At 69.2% G+C, this 20399-nt stretch carries 16 protein-coding genes; 7 read left to right on the forward strand and 9 right to left on the reverse strand.

Annotated elements, in window-relative coordinates:
* Positions 1–12: 12 nt before the first annotated feature.
* Together DEI86_RS14970 and DEI86_RS14975 are read right to left on the reverse strand one after the other, a co-directional pair.
* Positions 13–636 (reverse strand): response regulator transcription factor, encoded by a 624-nt coding sequence (locus DEI86_RS14970; protein ID WP_111050045.1) that lies wholly within the window; start codon positions 634–636, stop codon positions 13–15.
* Positions 633–2324, reverse strand: coding sequence for a GAF domain-containing protein (locus tag DEI86_RS14975; RefSeq protein WP_111050046.1), 1692 nt, complete (start codon positions 2322–2324; stop codon positions 633–635). Before DEI86_RS14975 ends, DEI86_RS14970 begins: the two co-directional genes overlap by 4 nt.
* Positions 2325–2440: 116 nt before the next feature.
* On the opposite strand from DEI86_RS14975, the gene DEI86_RS14980 reads away from it, so the two are divergent.
* Genes DEI86_RS14980 through DEI86_RS14990 form a run of 3 tightly spaced genes read left to right on the forward strand, consistent with a single transcriptional unit; the run spans position 2441 to position 6269 of the window.
* Positions 2441–3277: a universal stress protein gene (locus tag DEI86_RS14980; RefSeq protein ID WP_111050047.1), complete on the forward strand. Its 837-nt coding sequence runs from the start codon at positions 2441–2443 to the stop codon at positions 3275–3277.
* Complete coding sequence (locus DEI86_RS14985; protein ID WP_111050048.1) at positions 3274–5802, forward strand: phosphoketolase; 2529 nt, start codon at positions 3274–3276, stop codon at positions 5800–5802. Before DEI86_RS14980 ends, DEI86_RS14985 begins: the two co-directional genes overlap by 4 nt.
* Entirely contained in the window at positions 5799–6269 is a 471-nt protein-coding gene (locus DEI86_RS14990) for a pyridoxamine 5'-phosphate oxidase family protein (protein WP_111037421.1), read from the forward strand. Before DEI86_RS14985 ends, DEI86_RS14990 begins: the two co-directional genes overlap by 4 nt.
* Before the next feature lie 47 nt (positions 6270–6316).
* Here DEI86_RS14990 and DEI86_RS14995 read toward each other — a convergent pair whose 3' ends face one another.
* The 4 genes from DEI86_RS14995 to DEI86_RS15010 form a co-directional block, all read right to left on the reverse strand.
* Positions 6317–7216, reverse strand: coding sequence for a carbohydrate ABC transporter permease (locus tag DEI86_RS14995; RefSeq protein WP_111011388.1), 900 nt, complete (start codon positions 7214–7216; stop codon positions 6317–6319).
* Positions 7216–8115 carry a carbohydrate ABC transporter permease gene (locus DEI86_RS15000; protein ID WP_111037420.1) on the reverse strand — a complete coding sequence of 300 codons (900 nt, stop codon included), beginning with the start codon at positions 8113–8115 and terminating at the stop codon, positions 7216–7218. Before DEI86_RS15000 ends, DEI86_RS14995 begins: the two co-directional genes overlap by 1 nt.
* Positions 8116–8117: 2 nt before the next feature.
* On the reverse strand, positions 8118–9446 hold the full coding sequence (locus tag DEI86_RS15005) for an extracellular solute-binding protein (RefSeq protein ID WP_111050049.1): 1329 nt from the start codon (positions 9444–9446) through the stop codon (positions 8118–8120).
* 86 nt (positions 9447–9532) lie between these two features.
* Positions 9533–10570, reverse strand: coding sequence for an NAD(P)-dependent alcohol dehydrogenase (locus DEI86_RS15010; protein ID WP_111050050.1), 1038 nt, complete (start codon positions 10568–10570; stop codon positions 9533–9535).
* A 331-nt stretch (positions 10571–10901) separates the two neighbouring features.
* On the opposite strand from DEI86_RS15010, the gene DEI86_RS15015 reads away from it, so the two are divergent.
* From DEI86_RS15015 to DEI86_RS15025, 3 genes are read left to right on the forward strand one after another with little or no spacing between them, the layout of a single operon-like run.
* Positions 10902–11948, forward strand: coding sequence for a LacI family DNA-binding transcriptional regulator (locus DEI86_RS15015; protein ID WP_111011384.1), 1047 nt, complete (start codon positions 10902–10904; stop codon positions 11946–11948).
* A gap of 21 nt (positions 11949–11969) precedes the next feature.
* Positions 11970–14093 (forward strand): hypothetical protein, encoded by a 2124-nt coding sequence (locus DEI86_RS15020; protein ID WP_181439805.1) that lies wholly within the window; start codon positions 11970–11972, stop codon positions 14091–14093.
* On the forward strand, positions 14086–15168 hold the full coding sequence (locus DEI86_RS15025) for a class I mannose-6-phosphate isomerase (RefSeq protein ID WP_111050052.1): 1083 nt from the start codon (positions 14086–14088) through the stop codon (positions 15166–15168). The genes DEI86_RS15020 and DEI86_RS15025 overlap by 8 nt, the downstream gene beginning before the upstream one ends.
* 31 nt (positions 15169–15199) lie before the next feature.
* On the opposite strand, the gene DEI86_RS15030 is transcribed toward DEI86_RS15025, so the two are convergent.
* Positions 15200–15685: an NAD(P)/FAD-dependent oxidoreductase gene (locus DEI86_RS15030; RefSeq protein WP_181439806.1), complete on the reverse strand. Its 486-nt coding sequence runs from the start codon at positions 15683–15685 to the stop codon at positions 15200–15202.
* A 485-nt stretch (positions 15686–16170) separates the two neighbouring features.
* On the opposite strand from DEI86_RS15030, the gene DEI86_RS15035 reads away from it, so the two are divergent.
* Complete coding sequence (locus DEI86_RS15035; RefSeq protein WP_111027578.1) at positions 16171–16425, forward strand: hypothetical protein; 255 nt, start codon at positions 16171–16173, stop codon at positions 16423–16425.
* Positions 16426–17215: 790 nt separating this feature from the next.
* Here DEI86_RS15035 and DEI86_RS15045 read toward each other — a convergent pair.
* Together DEI86_RS15045 and DEI86_RS15055 are read right to left on the reverse strand one after the other, a co-directional pair.
* Positions 17216–19786, reverse strand: a complete 2571-nt coding sequence (locus DEI86_RS15045; RefSeq protein WP_146244963.1) for a hypothetical protein — start codon at positions 19784–19786, stop codon at positions 17216–17218.
* 150 nt (positions 19787–19936) lie between these two features.
* Complete coding sequence (locus tag DEI86_RS15055) at positions 19937–20380, reverse strand: GNAT family N-acetyltransferase (protein WP_146244964.1); 444 nt, start codon at positions 20378–20380, stop codon at positions 19937–19939.
* Between the last annotated feature and the right edge of the window lie 19 nt (positions 20381–20399).

Genomic DNA, 20399 nt, shown 5'->3' on the forward strand with positions numbered 1-20399 from the left:
GGCCCGGGACGGTCAGCCGCGCCGGACGCCGTAGACGGCCGCTTGCGTCCGACTCTCGAGATGCAGCTTGCCGAGCAGGACGGTCACGTTGTTCTTCACGGTCTTCTCGGCGATGTGGAGTCGTTCGCCGATCTGCCGGTTCGTCAGGCCCTCGACGATGAGGTCGAGGATCTGCTGCTCACGCCGGGTGAGTCCCGCGTCGGAGCCGGGGCTCGCGGGGACGACCGCGGAGCGCACGCGCCGTCCCGCGTCGGCCGGGAAGAGGGTCTCACCCGAGGCGGCACGGCGGATCGCCTCGACGAGTTTGTTCCCACGGATGTCCTTGAGAACGGACCCGCTCGCTCCGGCGAGGACCGCGGCCGTCGTCGCCTCGTCGTCGTCGTAGGCGGTGAGCATGAGGCACGGGAGGTCCGGATTGGCCGAGCGCACCGTCCGGCACAGGTCGATGCCGCTGCCGTCCGGCAGGCGGACGTCGAGCACGGCGATGTCCGGCCGGGTCGCGGCGATACGCGGGACGGCCCGGCCGATGCTCTCGGCCTCGCCCACCACCTCGAGGTCGGGCTGCGCGTCGATGATCCGCGCCACGCCCTGCCGGACGAGTTCGTGGTCGTCGACGAGGAACACGCGGATCGTCATGCTGCCTCCCCCTCGATCACCGGGACCCGCCAGGTCATCGTGGTGCCGCCTCCGTCGCGGCCGTCGAGCGCGTAGTGGCCGCCGCGGGCGGCAGCCCGTGCGGCGAGGTTCGCGGTGCCGCTCGCCCGGCCCGGGCGGCCGAGCCCGCGGCCGTCGTCCTCGACGAGCACGGTCAGGTGGTCGTCCTCGAGCAGCACGCGGACGTCGGTCGTGGAGGCGCGCGCGTGGCGCCCGACGTTCGTCAGCGATTCCCGGACGACCGCGACGACGTCGTCGGCGAGTTCGTCCGGGACGAGCGCGTCCACCGGCCCACCGAAGGTGACGCTCGGCGGCCCGGCGAGCATGGGCGTGACCTCGGCGATCGTGTCGAGGACGCGGTGCCGGATGGTGGTCGGGGCCGTGCGGGGCGGTGTCTTCAGCGCGAACACCGCCGTGCGGATCTCGGCGATCGCGGTGTCGATGGCGTCGATCTGGTCCGCGAACTCCTGACGGACGGTCGCGGGGACCGCGGGCTCGAGGCTCTGGAGCGTCAGGCCCGCCGCGAACAGCCGCTGGATGACGTGGTCGTGGAGGTCACGCGCGATCCGACTCCGGTCCTCGATGCGCTGGAGCTCCTGCCGGTCGAGCCGTCCGCGGGCGAGCTCGAGCGCCACGCTGGCCTGCGCCGCGAACTCCGACGCCAGGTCGAGTTCGGAGCTGGCGAACGGCGGGCGTCCTGCTCGACGCGCGAGCAGGAGCGTTCCGTGCGGGGCGGCCGTCGCGGCGAACGGCACCGCGGCGGCCCATCGGAGTCCGTCCGGCCAGTCGACGGAGTCCTCGCGGAGGTCGCCCGTGGTGACGTGCCCGCTCTCGATGGACCGGCCGGCGATCGTGTCGTCGGCGTCCTCGATCACCGCTCCGAGATCGTGTGCGTCGACCCCGCGGGCGCCGTCGACGCGGAAGCCCGTGTTGTCCGGGACCAGCACGCAGGCGAGATCGGCGTCGACCAGCGGGGCGACGCGGTCCACGACGACGCCGAGGCCGTCGACGGCATCGGACGACAGCAGCGCGGTCGTCACGTCGGCGAGCGCCACCGACCACCGCTGGCGGCGTCGGGACTCGTCGAAGAGGCGCGCGTGGTCGATGGCCGCGCCGGCGGTGGCGGCCAGGGAGGCCACGAGTTCCTCGTCCTCCTCGCTGAACACGCCGGACTCCCGCGTCAGGTACAGGTTGCCGAACAGCTCGTCCCGCACGCGGATCGGCACCCCGAGGAACGCCTCCATCGGCGGGTGGTGCTCGGGGAACCCGGCTGCTCGGGGATCCGCTGCGAGGTGCTCGAGCCGGGTCGGGGTCGTGGTGGTCAGGATCGCGCCGAGCAGCCCCCGGCCGCGGGGGAGGTCCCCGATCGCGGCGACCTCCGCGTCGGACATCCCGACGTGGACGAACTGCTCGAGGGTGCCGTCGGGGGCGATCACCCCGAGCGCGCCGTAGCGGGCGCCGGCGAGTTCGACCGCGGCCTCGACGATGCGCCGGAGCACGACGGGCAGGTCGAGCTCCTCGACCACGAGCCGGTTCGCGCGGAGGAGCTGCCGGAGACGCCCCTGGGTCGCGAGGACCTCGTTCGCGCGATCGACGAGGTCGCCGATGGTGCGCTCGAGTGCCGTCCGCGGCGCGTTCGGGAACTCGAGTCGGTCCTGCTCCTGCCCCACGCCGGTCCTCTCGCTCGCCCCCCCTCACCCTACGGGGCGGCGCAGCCGCGGGAGCCGGGACCTTGGTCTCTGGGTCCGGTCCGCCACAGCATGGACCATCGAGGAGGAGGCGGCACATGGGTGAGCGGTACATCGTCGGGTTCGACGACTCGCGGCCGAGTCGACGCGCATTGGACTGGGCGCTCGACCGCGCCGAGCGAGACCACGGGTCCGTCGTGCTCGCCCACGTCCGCACGGTTCCGGACGGCCCACCCTCCGACCCGGACCTGGAGGCCGCGGTCACCCGTGCTCGCACCCGCCGTCGCGACGTCGGGGTGTCGCTGCTGCGGATCGACGGGGACGACGTCGTGGCCGCCCTGCTCGGGGTAGCCGAGGACGAGGACCTCCTCGTGGTGGGCACGCACAAGACGGGTCACCTGCACGGCCGGGCGCTCGGCACGCGGGCGCTCGCCCTCGCGGCTGGCGCGCGCTGTTCGGTCGTCGTCGTCCCGGACACGGACCTGCGGTTCCGTCGCGGTGTCGTCGCGGGCGTCGGCGGCGGTGCAGGGGCGGCGCACGTGTGCGAGACCGCGGCCAGGGAGGCCGAACACCGTGAGGAGGAACTCGTGCTCGTCCGGGCGCTCGAACCCGACGGCTCCGGCGACGACGGCACCCCGCTCGGCACCACCGGCGGACGCGTCCAGGACGCCCACCCGCTCCTCGAGGTGTCCGCGCGCACCGCTTCCCGTCCAGCGGCGCCCATGCTGCTCGATGTCGCGCTGGGGCACGCGCTCCTCGTCATCGGCGCGCGCCATCCGGCCCAGGCGCGGGCCGGGTACGTCGGCGCGGTGCTCCACGACGTGCTCATCAACCTGACCGCACCCGTGCTCGTGACCCGCCACCGCGACCTCGTCGCGACCGCGGCAGCGAGTGGTGCGGCCACTCGACCGGACCCCATCGAGGAGAACGCATGACCGACACGACCATCAGCAGGACCGACACCACGGCGACCGAGGTCGCCTTCCGGCGCGGCAACGGAGCGGAGGTGGACGAGCCCACGATCGACCGCCTCGACGCGTGGTGGCGGACCGCCAACTACCTCTCCGTCGGGCAGATCTACCTGCTCGACAACCCGCTGCTCCGACGGCCGCTCACCCGTGACGACGTCAAACCGCGCCTCCTCGGTCACTGGGGAACCACCCCCGGACTCAACTTCGTCTACGCCCACCTGAACCGGGCCATCCAGGAACGCGATCTCGACACGCTGTACGTCACGGGGCCGGGGCACGGCGGCCCGGGCATGGTGGCGAACGCATACCTCGACGGCACCTACACCGAGGTCTACCCACGGATCGGGCAGGACGAGGACGGCGTCCGGCGCCTGTTCCGTCAGTTCTCCTTCCCCGGCGGCATCCCGAGCCACGCGGCACCCGAGACCCCGGGCTCGATCCACGAGGGCGGGGAACTCGGCTACGCCCTGTCACACGCGTACGGCGCCGCCTTCGACAACCCGGACCTCCTCGTCGCCGCGGTCGTCGGCGACGGCGAGGCCGAGACCGGCCCCCTGGCGACCAGCTGGCACTCCAACAAGTTCATCGACCCGCTGCACGACGGCGTCGTGCTCCCGATCCTGCACCTCAACGGGTACAAGATCGCGAATCCGACCGTGCTCGCCCGGATCCCCGAGGAGGAGCTGCTGTCGCTCATGCGCGGGTACGGCCACACCCCCTACGTCGTGTCCGGCGGGTTCGACGGCGAGGACCCGCGGGCGGTCCACCGCCGGATGGCGGAGACCCTCGACCGGGTCCTCGACCACGTCGCCGAGATCAAGGCCGCAGCCGCCGCGGGCACCCTGGAGGGCCGCCCCGCCTGGCCGATGATCGTCCTGCGCACACCGAAGGGCTGGACGTGCCCCGCCGAGATCGACGGCAAGCCCGCCGAGGGCAGCTGGCGTGCCCACCAGGTGCCGCTCGCGAGCGCCCGGGACACCGAGGAACACCTGCAGGTGCTCGAGGGCTGGCTCCGCTCCTACCGACCCGAGGAGCTGTTCGACGACGAGGGCCGGCCCGTCGCACTCGCGACGGCGCTCGCCCCGACCGGCGACCGGCGGATGAGCGCCAACCCCGTCGCGAACGGCGGGCTGCTCAAGCGGGACCTCGTGTTGCCCGACTTCCGCGACTACGCGGTCGACGTCCCCGCGCACGGCGGCTCCATCGACGAGTCCACCCGGGTCCTCGGTCGGTGGCTCGCCGACGTCGTCCTCGCGAATCCGGACACGTTCCGGATCTTCGGCCCCGACGAGACCGCGTCGAACCGCCTGAACGCCGTGCTCGACGTGACCGACAAGCAGTGGGACGCCGAGGTGGTGCCGTCGGACGAGCACCTGGCGCGCGCGGGCCGCGTCATGGAGATGCTGAGCGAGCACCAGTGCCAGGGGTGGCTCGAGGGCTACCTGCTGACCGGACGGCACGGACTGTTCACCAGCTACGAGGCCTTCATCCACATCGTCGACTCGATGCTCAACCAGCACGCGAAGTGGCTCAAGGTGAGCAAGACCATCCCGTGGCGGCGGCCGATCGCGTCGCTCAACTATCTGCTGTCGTCGCACGTGTGGCGCCAGGACCACAACGGGCTGTCGCACCAGGACCCGGGTTTCATCGACCACGTCGTCAACAAGAAGCCAGACATCGTTCGGGTGTACCTGCCGTTCGACGCCAACACGTTGCTCTCGACGTACGACCACTGCCTCCGGAGCGTCGACTACGTCAACGTCGTCGTGGCGGGCAAGCAGCCGACGTTCAACTGGCTCCCCATGGACGAGGCGATCGCGCACATGACCCGCGGCCTCGGCATCTTCGACTGGGCCGGCACCGAGGTCGACGGCGAGGAGCCCGACGTGGTCCTCGCGTGCGCCGGCGACGTCCCGACGCTCGAGACCCTGGCGGCCGCGTCGATCCTCCGCCGCGAGGTCCCGTCGCTCCGGGTCCGGGTCGTCAACGTCGTCGACCTCATGCGGTTGGTGAGCGAGGGCGAGCACCCGCACGGGTTGTCCGACGCCGAGTTCGACGCCGTGTTCACCCCCGACAAGCCGGTCGTCTTCGCCTACCACGGGTACCCGTGGCTCATCCACCGACTGACGTACCGCCGACACGGCAGCGGCAACCTGCACGTCCGCGGCTACACGGAGGAGGGCACGACGACGACGCCCTTCGACATGGTCATGCTCAACGACATGGACCGGTACCACCTCGTCATCGACGTGCTCGACCGCGTTCCCGGGCTCGCGTCCCGCTCAGCCGGACTCCGTCAGCGCATGCAGGACGCCCGCATGGCTGCCCGCGCCTGGACCCGGGAGCACGGGGAGGACATCCCCGAGGTCGCCGACTGGACCTGGACCGACGACGGTGACGCGCACCACGACGCCGCCGCGGTCCGTTCGGCGAACGTCGGTGTCGACACCGTCTCGGCCACTGCTGCCACGGGTGGTGACAACGAGTGAGCGAGCACCGGAACGACCCCGAGCCCGTCCCGACCCGCACCTCCGACCGGCCCGGCGCCCACGCGTCGACCGCACCGGTCGAGGAGCTCGTCCTGGTCCTCGATCCGGACCAGTGCTGGACCCGACTGCGCGACGCGAGCACCGGGCGGGTGGCGTTCCGCACCGACGAGAGCATCGAGATCCTGCCCGTCAACCACCTCTCCGACGACCGCCAGATCGTCTTCGCGACCTCGAGCCACGCGATCCTCGCCGCCGTGGCCGACCGACGTGAACTCGTCTTCGAGGTCGACCACCACGACGGGTGGACCGCCTGGAGCGTCGTCGTCCGCGGGCCAGCCCACACGACCCAGGCGAACGACGGCACGGCGGGGCGACTCCGGTCGATGCTGCCCACGCCGAAGATCGCGACGGTGGTCATCGAACCGACGACCGTCACCGGGCGCCTGTTCGACCGGGCCGCGCCCTGACGCGGACGCTGCGGTCAGCGCGCGCGGCCACTGCGGTCAGCGCGCGCTCATTTGCCCGCGCCCATGGTGAGCCCGGCGACGAGCTGCCGCCGCGCGAGAAGGTACAGCACCAGGATCGGCAGCGCCGAGAGCACGACCGCCGCGAGCGTCGCCGGCACGTTGATGCTGAACTGCCCCTGGAAGTTCCACAGCGCGAGCGGCAGGACGCGCTTGTCGTCGCTCTGCGTCAGCACGAGGGGCAGCAGGAACCCGTTCCAGACCTGGAGCGCGTCGTAGATCGCGACCGTCGCGATGGACGACCGCGAGAGCGGGAGCACGAGGCGCCACAGGATGGCCCACTGCCCCGCACCGTCGACCCGCATCGCCTCGAACAGCTCCCCCGGGATGTCGCGGATGAAGTTGACGAGGATGAGGACCGTGATCGGGATCGCGAAGGCGATCGACGGCAGGATCACCGCGGCGAGCGTGTCGTACAGGCCGACGCGGCCGAGTACGAAGAACAGCGGGATGACGGTCGCCTGCAGCGGGATCGCCAGGCCCAGGAGGAACAGCGAGTAGGTGCTCCGGACGATCCACCGCCGCGAGCGCACGATCGCGTAGGCCGCGAGCAGGCAGACGGCGGTCGTCACGACGACGGTGACGAGCGAGACGATCACGCTGTTCGCGAAGTAGACGCCGAAGCCGGACTGCAGCACGAGCGCGTAGCTCGCCAGGGTCGGGTGCGTCGGCGGCGCGAGGGGGTTCCGCGTGTAGTACGAGCCCTGCGCGGTGATGCTCGTGATCACGACGTAGTAGATCGGCAGGAGCACGACGGCGAGCCAGACCCAGGCCGCGACCGCGCCGACGACGTTCCGGTTGGCCCGTGTGCGCCGTGGCCGACCGGCGCCGTTCGTGCGGGTCGTGGTGGATCCGCCCACGGCGGTGTCCCGGACGCTTGCGATCGCCATCAGGCGCCTTCCTGCTCGCTGGTCATGCGGTTGAACCCGCTGAACCGGGTGAGTGCGAGCGCGATGACCAATCCGATGACGACGAGGATGACGGCGAGCACGCTCGCGTCGCCGAGGTCGCTGGCGGAGAAGCCGGTCAGGTACATGTCGAGTGGGAGGATCCGGGTCGCGTACCCGGGGCCGCCCTGCGTGAGGACGTACACGATGTCGAAGTAGGTCAGGGACCCGACGATCATGAGCGTCGAGGACGTGATGATCGTGTTCCGGAGCTGCGGCAGCGTGATGCTGAAGAACTGGCGGACCCGTCCGGCCCCGTCGATCTGCGACGCCTCGTAGAGGGACGCCGGGATCTGGCGCGCGCCGGCTTGGTACAGCAGCGAGTGGAACGGGATGAACTGCCACGCGATGACGAAGATCACCACGTACAGCGCCGTGGCGGGGCTGCCGAGCCAGTCCTTCGACAGCGCGGGCAACCCGAACGCGTGACCGACGCCGTAGTTCGGGTCGAGCAGCGCCTTGAACGCGATCGCGATCGCGGCCGACGACAGGATCAGGGGCAGGAAGTACAGCGCGGCGAGGACGGCGCGGTACCGCTGCTTGCCCGACACGAAGACCCCGACGAGGATGCTCATCGGCGTCTGGATCACCCACGAGATCACGATCACCTGCAGCGTGAGCCACAGCGCGTGGTAGGTCAGTGGATCGCCGAGCTGGCTGATCCAGTTGCGGATCCCGTTGAACACGGGAGCGGTGAGGCCGTCCCAACTCGTGAAGCTGAGTCCCAGCGCGATCACCAGCGGGATGATCGCGAACGCCAGGAACATCGCGAGTGCGGGGATGACGAACCAACTGCTCGGGGCCGATCCGTCGATGACGGCCCCACCGTTCCGTGTGCGCATGCCTACTTGCCGATGGTCGTGTTCATGTGGTCGGAGAACTGCTTCGGCGTCTCCGACTGGTTGAAGAGCAGGTCGAGCTGGGTCCAGAACTCCGTCGAGGCGGCGGGGCTGAGCGCGAGGTCCCAGGACTGCTGGAAGTGCGGCGCGTCCGTGATCATCTGCTCCGCCTGCTTGGCGAAGTCGCCCTTGAGCTTCGACGACACCCCGGTGACCGGCGGGATCTGCCCCTGCCCGATCATCGTGTTCACGTACGAGTCGCTCCAGACGCTCTTGGTCACGTACTGCAGCGCGGCCTTCGTCTGGGCGGCGGACGCCTTGGACGACACCGACCAGTAGACCGAGGGGTTGCCCGCGATGTCCTCCGGGTCGCCCTTGCCGCCGGAGACCGCGGGGAACGGTGCGACCTCGAGCTTGCCGCTCTTGACGAAGTTCGGGTCGATCGACGAGATACCCGAGTAGGCCCACGTGCCCTGGAGGAGGAAGCCCGCGCGGCCCGTCACCATGAGCGCGAGGTCGGCGTTCGTGTCGGCGGACACCGACGCGAACCCGTCCGCGAAGCCCCCGGCCTTGATGAGCTGCTGGATCATCGTCGTGGCCTGGATCACGGCGGGGTCGGACCAGGCGTTCGGCTTGTTGTCGAGGATCGCCTGGAACGGAGCAGGGCCGCCGATCCGGTCCACGAGGTACTCGATGTACATGAGGTACGGCCACTTGCTCTGACCACCGAGCGAGATCGGGGCCACCCCGGCCGCGCGGAGCTTCTTGACGTCCTTGAGCAGGTCGTCCCAGGTGGCCGGAGCCTCGCTGATGCCGGCCTTCTGCAGCACGTCCTTGTTCATGTACAGGACCACGGGCGCGGTGGAACTCGCGGGGATCGCGTAGGTCTTGCCGTTCACCTTGCCGGTGTCCGCGATCGAGGGGACGATCTTGTGGGTGAAGGACGTGTCCGACTTGAGGTCGCTGCTGAGGTCCTTGACGAGCCCGGCCTTGACGTACGACTTGAGCGTGCCGCCGCCCCAGTTGTAGACGAGCGTGGGTGCCTGCGGCGAGTTGATCGCGGTGCGGATCTTGTCCTTGAAGTCGTTCGTGCCGAAGTACGAGTCGGTGATCTTCTGGTCGGGGTGCGCCTTGTTCCACGTCGCGATGGACGGCTGGATGTTCGGCTTGTCGGCGGTGGTGCTCCAGGCCGTGATGGCGCTGCTGGACGAGCCGCTGCCGCCGGCGCTGCACGCGGCGAGGGAGATCGCGACGGCTGCCGCGGCGACGGTGGCGGCGGTCCGGCGGATCAGTCGTCCGCGGGTGATCGGCCGCGACGATGCGGGGATCTTCATGGGGGTACTCCTCAGGAGTCTCGGGATGGTGTGTTGCGGGGACGTCCGGATGGACGGGCCGAGGCCACGAAACGGGCGACGGGAGATCAGGGGACGACGACGGCCTTGAGCGTGTCGGGGCGCGTCGCCGCGTCGAGCGCGGCCTCGACCTCGTCGAGGCCGAACCGACCGGTGACGAGTGCGTCCACGTCGACGAGCCCGGCTGCGATGAGCCGGATGGCGATCGGCCACGTGTTCGCGTACCGGAACACCCCGGTGACGACGAGCTCGCGGTTCTGGATGCGGGACACGGGGAGCCGGATCTCGTCGGCGCCCATGCCGACGAGGACGACACGACCTGCGGGAGCGACGGCGTGGATGCCGGCGCGGACGGCGGGTTCGGCGCCGGACGCATCGATGAAGGCGTCGACCTCGTAGTCGGCGGTCGCGACGTCGACGACCATCGGGTCGACGACCTCCGTCGCGCCGAAGCGGAGTGCGACCTCCCGGCGTTCGGCCACCGGGTCGCTGACGATGATCCGCGTCGCGCCGAACGCGCGGGCGACCTGCGCGGCGATGACACCGATCGGCCCGGCCCCGGCGATGAACACCGAGCTCCCGGGCGCGGTCTGCGCCTTCTGGTTGGCCCAGATGCCGACGCTGAGCGGCTCGCAGAGCGCCGCGGCCTCGATCGACATCGTGTCCGGGATCGGATGGGCGTAATCGGTCTGGATGGCGGCGTACTCCGCGAACGCGCCGTCGATCGGCGGCGTCGCGTAGAACTCCATCGAGGTGCAGAGGTTGTAGCGGCCGTGCTTGCACTGGTCGCAGTGTCGGCAGGCGCGCTGCGGCTCGATCGACACGCGCTCGCCGACGCGGTCCGGTGAGACCGCGGCCCCGACGGCGACGATCGTGCCCGCCGACTCGTGCCCGAGGATCATCGGCTGCTCGACGACGAACGAGCCGATGCGGCCCTCGTGGAAGTAGTGGACATCCGAGCCGCAGACGCCGACGGCGGCGATCCGGACCAGGACCTGGTCGGGATCGAGTCGGGGCACCGGCACGGTGTCGACACGGACGTCGCCGGGGGCGTGCAGGACGCTCGCCCGCATGTGCTCCGCGACGGAGGCGGATGGTGCAGTCATGTGGACCTCTCCGGCCGCGCCATCGCGGCTCCTCGGACCCTCACAGCATCGATGCTGAGTGGTAACGGTTCCAACAATGCGCACGCGCGTCGAGGGTTGTCAACTCCTCTGGCCAAGAAATATGGCGGAATCGGGCCTCCGAGCCCGCCACCATTGACAGCGCCAGCGCGTTCCTCCTACTGTTCGATGTGGAAACGGTTCCACTTTCTGTTGCCTGCCCGAGGAGGGACGCGATGCCACGCAACGCCGCTGCCCCCGCTCGGGACGTCGTCCCTGTCGCTCTGCGCTATGCAGGGCACGCGGCGAGCGCCGCGTCAGGGAGGAGCGACGGATGACCGACAGCACGCAACGCCCCAAGCGGGGCCAGGTCACGATGCGCGAGGTCGCCGAGGCGGCCGGCGTCGGCATGGGCACGGTGTCGCGGGTCTTCTCGAACGTCGGAGCGGTCGCCCCGGCCACGCGCCAGCGGGTGGAGGCGGCGGCCAAGGACCTGCATTACCGTCCGAGCGCGCTCGGTCGGGACCTGAAACGACGGACGACGAACAACATCGGCCTCATCGTCACCGACATCTCGAACAACTTCTACGGGGAGTTCGCCCAGGGGGTCCTCGCGAGCGCCAAGGAGCTCGGACGCCACGTGATCCTCTGCGCGAGCGGCGAGGACCCGGCGACCGAGCGGGAGTACATCGACCTGCTCGTCGAGCAACGCGTGGACGGGATCATCGCCTTCCCCACGGGGAGCAACCTCGACGCGTGGGAGACCGCGCGGGCGATCGGCATCAACGTGCTGTTCGCCGACCGGACGATGGCCGACCTCGACGTGCCGTCCATCCTGGCGGACAACCTCGGGGGCGCCCGCCGACTGACGGAGTACCTCCTCGCCCTGGGGCACGAGCGGATCGGGTACCTCGGTGGGCCTTCCCAACTCACGACGGGCAGCCAGCGCGAGGCGGGGTACCGGCTCGCCCACGAGCAGGCGGGCGTCCCCGTGATCGACGAACTCGTCGTGCGCACCCGGTTCACCCGGGACACCGCCTACGCGAGCGCGATCCGCCTCCTCGACTCGGCGGTGCCGCCGACCGCGCTCCTCGCCTCGAACAACATCCTCGGCGAGGCGGTGCTGGCCGCGGTCCGCGACCGCGGTCTCCGCGTGCCCGAGGACCTCTCGCTGGTCATGTTCGACGACGTGCCGTGGGCGCGCCTCGTCGACCCGGCGATCACCGTCGCGGCGCAGCCGGCCTGGGGCATGGGCCAGTCGGCGGCGCGGATGGTGCTCACACTCGACGACGACACGCGGTCCCAGGTGGTCCCGGTCGACGTGGTCATCCGGCGCAGCGCCGCTGCCCGGTTCATGGACACTCCCGTCATCGGGAGCTGACCGACGGGTCGGACCCGTCACGTGCCCACGACGCTGTGGGAGGAAGAGCGACACATGGAACGCGGTATCTACTTCGACGGCTGGTACCCGAACGAGCACTGCTACCACCCGAGCATGCCCCCGCGGCGGCTCACGATGGCGGACGACGTCGTCGAGATGGGTGGGACGATGCTCGTCTGGGCCGGCCTCGGCGGCGGCGTGATCAGCCTCCCGTACCTGGAGGACGAGGCGTTCGGGCCGATCCCGCAGCGGTTCCGCCAGCACGGCTACGTCAACGAGTCGGAGTTCATCGCGTACACGAAGGAGCGCGGCGTCGACCTGTTCGGCATCGTGTTCGAGGCGCAGGCGTGGGAGTTCCCCGCCGAGGTCGAGGACGGTCGCGTGCTGGCCCAGAACCAGCTGCGGGACGTCGGCACGCGCACGACGATGGGCCTCCGCGAGTTCTCGACCGACACCGGACCGGCCGACTGGAAGCCGTTCCGCCACTACTTCCCCGACGGCCTCGTCAACAGCGACGGCGACCAGGTCACCGACCTGTGGGAGGAGGTCGTGTCCCGCGACCTCGAGGGCCGCCCCCTGCACGCCCACTGGGTGGAGGTCGACGGCACGGGCCAGTCCTGCTACCTCGCCGACCGGAACAACCCGGTCTGGCGCGAGTACCTCAAGGCGGTCGTCCGCATCCAGATCGACGCCGGGGCGCCCGGGGTCCAGCTCGACGAGACCGACGTGCCGCTGCTCGCCCTGCGCTACGGCGGCTGCTTCTGCAAGGACTGCGTCAAGGGGTTCCGGGCGTACCTGCAGACCCTCGACACACCCCCGACGGAACTCGCCGGGGTCGACCTCGCCACGTTCGACTACCGGCAGTGGCTGCTCGACCAGGGGTACCGGACGGGCACCGCCCCGCAGACGTACCCGCTGTACGCCGAGTACTGCCGCTTCCTGCAGATCGCGATCACCGAGACGTTCCACGAGGTCGCCTCGTACGTGAAGGAGTACGCGGCGTCGCAGGGCAAGCAGGTCCGCGTCGCCGGCAACTTCTACGACTGCGCGCCGTTCTACGAGGCGATGGTCGACGACGTCGACGTGCTCGTCACCGAGATGCGCGAGACGAAGTACCAGCAGCCCTGGTACTTCCGCCACGGCGTCGGGATGAGCCGCGGACGTCCGCTCGTCGCGGTCGAGAACCCGTACGGCGGCATCACCGAGGACCTGCTCCGCCGCATCCAGCGAGGACGCGCCCACGACCTGTTCCGCCTGTCGATCTTTGAGGCGAACGCGATGGGCGCGAACATGTCCCTGCCGTACGGCTCGTGGCTCGGGACCGAGGTGAAGGACTCCTACTGGGTGCCGAAGGACCTGGCGGTCGAGACCGGTCAGGCGCTCGTCGGTCTCGACGCCGTCACGTCGAACGTCTCCGTGCACAGCACCGCCGTCGTGTACTCCGTCCCCAGTGTCATGCGGGCGATGATGGACTCGGACATGTTCAGCGACGACGGCCGCTGGTTCGAGCCCGTCGAGGCGGTCGACGCGCGCGCCTCCTCGTACTGGGAGACCATCGAGTGCCTGAGCCGGTCCGGCCGCACCTTCGACGCGATCGTCCTGCCGGACGAGGGCCTCCGCCAGGACGACACGGTGGCAGCGACCTTCGCCCCGTACGCGACCGTGGTCGTACCGGACGCGTGGAACATGAGCGCCCGCCAGCACGAGGCGCTCCTCGGCTATCTCGACCAGGGTGGACGCGTCGTGGTCAACGGCGCCTACGGCACCGAGTTGCCGGCGGTCGACCGGGAGGCCCTGCTCACCCACGCCGGGACGAACCACCTCGACGACGTGCGCGCGATCCCCGACCTGGTACCGCAGGACGTCCTCGGCGAGTTCGATGAGGCGATGGCCGTCAACGTCCACCATCTGCCCGACGACACGCTCGCCGTCCACGTCGTCAACTTCGACTACCAGGAGGCCGACGACGCCGTCCAGTGCCGGCTCGACTTCGAGATCGGCGTCCGCACGGATCGCGCGATCACGACCGCGACCGTCCACCGGCCGGGCCTCGACCCCGAGACCGCGCCCGTGCACCTCGCCGACGGCGTCGCGCGTGTGACCATCCCGACCCTCGACCTCTACGCGGTGGTGCACCTTGCCTGACCGACCCGAGCCGCACGACGCAGCGGACGACGCTGCACGAGCCGAATGGTCCGCTGCCCCCATCCGCCTCGCCGCGAACCAGCCGCCTGCCCGGCCCTACCGGGGCGGCGCCGGCATCGCGCGCTTCCGAGGCCTCCCCGAGTCCGAGGTGGACCCGTACACGCCCGAAGACTTCGTGGCTTCGGTCACGACCGTGCACGGGTCCGACCACGTGGGCCTCACCGAGCTCGCGCCGGGACTGACGCTCCGCGACGCCGTCCGGGCCGACCCCCAGGGGTTCCTCGGCTCGGAGCACGTCGCCCGGTTCGGTGCCGAGACCATGCTCCTCGTGAAGCTGCTCGACACGGCGGAGCGCCTGTTCGTGCACTTCCACCCGGACGACGACCACGCCCGCACCCACCTCGGCGAGCCCCGCGGCAAGACCGAGGCGTGGATCGTGCTCGCCGTGGCGGACGGCGTCGACGGCTACGCGTCCCTCGGGTTCACGCGCGAGGTCTCCGTGGCCGACGCCGCAGCCTGGTTCGCGGAGCAGGACGCCGGCGCGATGCTCGCCGCGATGCACCGCGTGCCGCTGCGCCCCGGGTCCGTGTTGCTCGTGCCCGCGGGGGTGCCGCACGCGATCGGCCCCGGCATCACGCTCGTGGAGCTGCAGCAGCCGGCGGACCTGTCGATCCTGCTCGAGTACGACGGCTACGCGGGCCTCGACGCTGCCACGGCGCTCATGGGGAACGAGCTGCACGAGTCGCTCCGGGCACTCGACCGACGCGCCTGGACCGCGGAGGACGTCGCCCGGCTCGTCGGCGACCCGACGGCACCCGACAGCACCACCGCCTCCGTGTTCCCGCCCGCCGCGGACCCGTTCTTCCGCGCCGAACGGATCCGCACGACGGAACCCGTGCGCCTGCCGGCGGCGTTCGCGGTCGTCGTGGTCGTCGGCGGCAGCGGGACGATGGGGTCCGGGTCGGGCACGCTCCCGCTCGCCGCGGGTGACACGGTGCTCGTGCCGTTCGCCGTGGGCGACGTCGAGCTCTCCCCCGGGCTCGACGTCATCCGGGCGCTCCCGCCGCGGCCGTGAGTCCGGGCGCCGATGGGGGCGCCGTGACGCTTCACCGCGACTGCGTCACGTCGTCACCGACCGGGTCGCCGCCAGCGAACAGCGATGCCAGTGCGTGGGGAGCCCCGGTGCCGAACACCAGATCCACGGTCTCATGTGCGGCGGCGGCCTCGGCTTCGCTGCGCTCGAACATGACGGCCTCGTACGAGGCCAGCGCTGCCTCCAGATCGTCCGGCTGTGCGGCGATGGCCTCGTCGAGCTCCGCCCCGTCGAGCATGGCGATGTTCGCGCCCTCGCCACCGGGCACCGTGACGTGCGCGGCGTCACCGAGGAGTGTCACGCCCGGGACCCGGACCCAACGGTGCCGGTCGGGGAGCTCGTGGATGCTGCGGAGGACGGGCGCCGTGTCGCTGTCCGTGACGAGCGCGGTGAGTTCCGGTGCCCATCCATCGAACTCGGCAGCGATGCGGGCGCGAGTGACGTCGGCGTCGGCGAAGTCGATGCCGTCGAACCATGCCAGCGGGTGGGACAAGATCACGTAGGTGTGGATGACGTTCCCGGCCTCCCGGTGTGCGAGGAAGCCCGTTCCGGGCTCGAGTGCGTAGAGGGCGCTTCGTCAGGAACGAGACGTTCCTGTTCGAGTGACGTTGCGGCGACCCAGCTTGGGTCGTACTTGTTGCTGTCTGACGCACGGCAGCTCGGGGACGCCCCCGCCGACGTCGAGCGCCGCGGCGAGTGGACCCGTCTCGCTGCGGAGGTGGACACCTTCCGGGCTCGGTACCGCGTGGACGCGGCCGAGACCCAGGCGATCCCCGCAGCCTTCCGTGAGCAGAAGATCGGCAGCTCGCCGCCCGGGTCACGGCTACGGGGAAGGCCGCGAAGCTGACGACGCGGCCACCGGCCACGGTAGAGGACCGGCAGCGCGAGGCCCAGCGGGCCTCGCAGGCAGCCGCTGACGTTCGCGCCGCAAAGCAGGGCATGACGACTGCCGCGAGCCCGCGGGTCACACAGGGAGGAGCCGCGATGAGCGACGCAGGGGAAGAGGCGTTCGGTCACGTCGGCCGGGCGATCGGTCGTGTGGCGAAGGCGGCCACCAACGAGGTCACGAAGGCGGCCGACCGGACGCGTGCCGAGCGGGAGCGCGACACGATACGCGCCGCCGGTGTCGACCCGGACGCCGGCGTGTCTCCTGAGGCGAAGGAGCGCGCAGCCGGGCAGCGCGAGCAGCAGCAGGACGACCGTGGCCGCGATCGCGGCGATGAGGGCCGCGAGCGGTGACACCGGGCCGTACGGCATTCAGATGGTGCGAAACGGTGCCGCGCTGGCCCGCTTGTGGCCCCAGCCGTGCTCACCGACCGACATCGGCGGCTGCGCGTTGCACAATGACCTGCAGGAACGGCAGGTAGGAGCTTTTGGTCGGATCTACAAGGCCTCTTTCGGAATCGTCGGGCGCTCGGATCGAACCGCAAAATACGCTAACCGAGCCTCCGCCGCTGCCTTGGCGCCTCGTAGTGGTCGCCACAGCAAGTGGCTCTATGCTACGTGCATGAACCAGGAACCGGGCTGGTACGACGATCCGGACCCGTGGTATGTGCGGTACTGGGACGGGTCAGCCTGGGCGGGTCGCAGACCAAGGTATCCGGCGGACTTTCAGGCGGAGTCTTCCGCGCACCAGTCGGTCCCAGTCCCTCACGCTGCCACCAAGGCAACTTGGGCACTCGCAGTCTCCGCACTCTTTGCGCTGAACGATGTCGCCGTTCTCCCGATTGGTTATTCGCCGCTGAGCGACACGAACTGGGCTTTGATTTCAGCTATAGCAGTCCCAGTAGGAACAATTGCCGCGTTACTCCTGCTCATTCTATATGTCCGCGGGCTACGGCTAGAGTGGGCGAATGGGCTTGCAATATGCATCGGTCTAGTCATGGTGCTATCTTTCCCGATTGGAATGCTCGTCACAAGCGGATTGCATTCCTTTGGAGTGACCGGTCCGTGACGCCTAACAATTAGTGAGGGTGTGCCCGGCGTTTTGATGCCGCGCACACCCTCACTAATATGTTATTCCATGCAGTTATGAGGCGTACCTACAAGTGTAAGACGCGTCTTCCGGTGACAGCGAGACCGTCGGCGGCGCTCCGCGATTGACCCATGCCCCGGTATTCTCGTCGATCTGATACCAGTCTCCGTCCGTCGCGACAAAGTCCAGGAAGTCCACCCGAGTACCCGCCATGTCGGGCGCAGCGAGGGATCCCGAGTTTCCGTCCGTGAGATCCTCGGGGGCCCCCCAGGCGGTCATCAGGGTCCCCTGATGGGCGGTGATGGTGCCGATGCTGCGATCCATGCTGAGGCTCGTGATGCCGTCGAGAGTGGTGTCGGCGCTCGCATCGTTGTCGGCCGCGTCCCAGAGGTCGTCGTCGAAGGACCAGATAGTGTCCCCGGTGAGTCCCCAGGCGTAGCCCGCGCTCTGAGCGACCTGGTCAAACTTCACGCCGCCCGTGTCGTACTGCTGCCAGGTGTAGTGGTAGTAGTGGCCGTCGTTCGGCGGATTATCGGGGTCGTTCACCCGACGCCAGACGTTGCCGTCACTGTCCAGACCGATGATGGTGCCTTGGTCTATCGCGACCTGCGTGAAGTTGATGCCGGAACTGATCGGCGTCGGGCTCTGAATGTAGGACGGGTCGGCGCTATACGATCTGTTGACGAAGTCTGGATTGCGACCCCACACCTGAATGTCGCCGCTACCGGCGATCCCGACCGCGGTACTGCCATCAAGATCGAAACTTCTCCACGTTCCCGGGATCGTCTCGGGCCCGTTGCCATTCGTCCAGGTGATCAACGAACCGTCCCCATTCAGGACGTACCCGGTCTGCTGTGCGTGCAGCGCGGGGTCATTCACCCCGTGGATCTTATAAGGGTTCACGAAATCGTTGACCGTACAGGAGCTGCTGCCGTTCGCATAGGCCCCGAGGAGTGATGCGTTGCCCGAGCCCCACAACTTGCCGCTTTTGGTGAGGCCGAACTGGCCGGCGACCGTAACCCACTCGTCCGTAGAACGATTCACCTGGGCGGAGATGACTTGCGCGCACACTGTCGGGTTGGTGCTCGGCGGGTCACCCTTGAGAATCACGATGGGTAGGTCGTAAATGCCGGCAAGCAGGCAGTAGAGGTGGGTGGCAGTGCTGTGGAAGAGGTTTGTCCAGGTGGTGGCACCATTCCAGCTCACCCACGCTTCGTGAGAGGGCATCGTGAATTGCCAACCGCTGATTCGTGTCAGGCCCGTCGCGTACATGTCCAAAGCTGCCTTGTAGGTGATGGAACCAACCTCCTTCAAGTGGGGGCAGAACGGATCGTTAGCTACATGGTTGATGAGAACCCGGGCATAACCGTTACTGAAGTCAGTGTCCTTTGCGAACGTGATACCAGTGATGGGTGCCTGTCGCTGGGCGAGAACTGAGCCGTCGTCGGTGCTGAGGATGCGGGTGTAGCCGGTGTCTGCCCCGGTGTCGACGGTCTGATCGTTCCAGTCAACGTTGACGACGGCTTCGGTGCGGTAGGGGTGGTCGTCAGAGGCGGCGGGCTGCTGAAAGCCCCGGCCGTCGCCCTTGAACGTCTCGGCCGCCGCACTCGCGAGGGCGACAAGTGGCGCTTCGTGTAAGTCGAGCACGTTGTACTCGGCGATACAGCCGTCAGCGATGGTTTGGTCGCTGGCGTCGCCGCCGTCCGCAATTGTGGTCCAGGGGATGAACGTCCGATAGTTCACCGCGGTCGACGCGACCGTCGCCGGCACCGCGGCCGTTGCTGCAAGCCGTCGAGCCCTCAGCGACTGCGTGACCGGCGCTGCCGGCGTCTTCACGGAGAGATTCTGGGTCGTCGAAAACGCTGGCGCCGTCGCCCCGGTCGTGGTGCTGTCGAAATCATCGGCAGGAGCCGGCGTTGGGGTGTCGGTCGGAGCCGGCGTCGCCGTGTCGGTCGGAGCCGGCGTTGGGGTGTCGGTCGGAGCCGGCGTCGCCGTGTCGGTCGGAGCCGGCGTCGGGGCTGGGGTGTCGCTGGGTGATGGGGACGATCCGTTGTCGGCAGCATCGGCGTCGAGTGCTTGGTTGAGATCGGCCTTCCACTTGTCGAGGTCAAAAACAGTTGCCTGCGTCTCCTTCGACGGCGACGTGGCAATCATCTGAAGTGCGTAGGACGTGCCGGGCGTGAGTCCCGTGGCGACGAACGAACCGGTCGGCTGTGTTCCGAGGGAGTCGCCGTCGACAAGAAGCTGGAACTGGTCGGCATCGGCCTGCGCCTTCCATGCCACGGAAACGGTGGTCGGAGTCGCAGCGACGATGGTCTGGACGGACTTGTCGCCCGAGGTGGGAGGAGTCCCCGATTCGGTCACATCCAAGCCGGAGTAGATCGTCTCATCGAAGGGATCGCCGCCGACCGTTGTTCCGGTAACAACGCGGGCGTCATCGGTGGACCCCGAGTCGGACGAAACCGTGAGCGGGTTTCCGTCTGTGTCGACGAAGGTCCCTGGGTGATCGATGTCGACCTTCACCGCTGGGTGCAGGTCATCTGCATGCGCGGCTGTGGTCGCAGAAAGTGAACCGGCTACCAGCAGCAGGGTTAGCGCGCCCTTGAGCGCATTGATACGTCGCACAGGTCCCCCCAAGGTGATGAATCCTTGGAACCTAGCGGTTGGCTTCTCCGCCCTGATACCCCCCAAACGAGGTGTAGCGTGAGCGCCGATAATATAAATTATGTCAGTTCGAGACGCTGTACCAGGAACCCCGGCGCGAGGTCTTAGGGATCAAGCGTGCAGCGTGAAGAACGGCACGATCGATCGGTCACCGTCTGCGCGGTTGTACCGCATCCAGCCGGTCCGCTCATAGAAGCCCGCTGCATCTCCGTGCACCCAGAGGTCTTGGCCGCTGTAGCGCTCGACCATGAGTTCGACGGCGCGGCGACCAATTCCCTGGCCCTGCCGATGAGCGGCTACTTCAAATCGCGCTAGCTCCATTGGATGCACGAGGCGTCCCAGGCCGACATGAGCTGCTTGTGGTGCATGCGGCAGCAGCATCGCCCTGGCAACCTCCTCACCGCTATCGAAAAACGACAGCGCATCCGCCTCGTCCCGACCGCTTTCGCGCCAAGTACGAATCCACCAGCCGTCGTTGAAGCCCGGCAGCCTCGGCTCGAACGGTGAAGCCCACGCCGACGTCGGCGGAAGCTGTTGCAGGATCAAGCCGGGCATGGCGCCATCGTAGGGACCC

Source organism: Curtobacterium sp. MCBD17_028 (assembly GCF_003234875.1).
Classification (GTDB): Bacteria; Actinomycetota; Actinomycetes; order Actinomycetales; family Microbacteriaceae; genus Curtobacterium.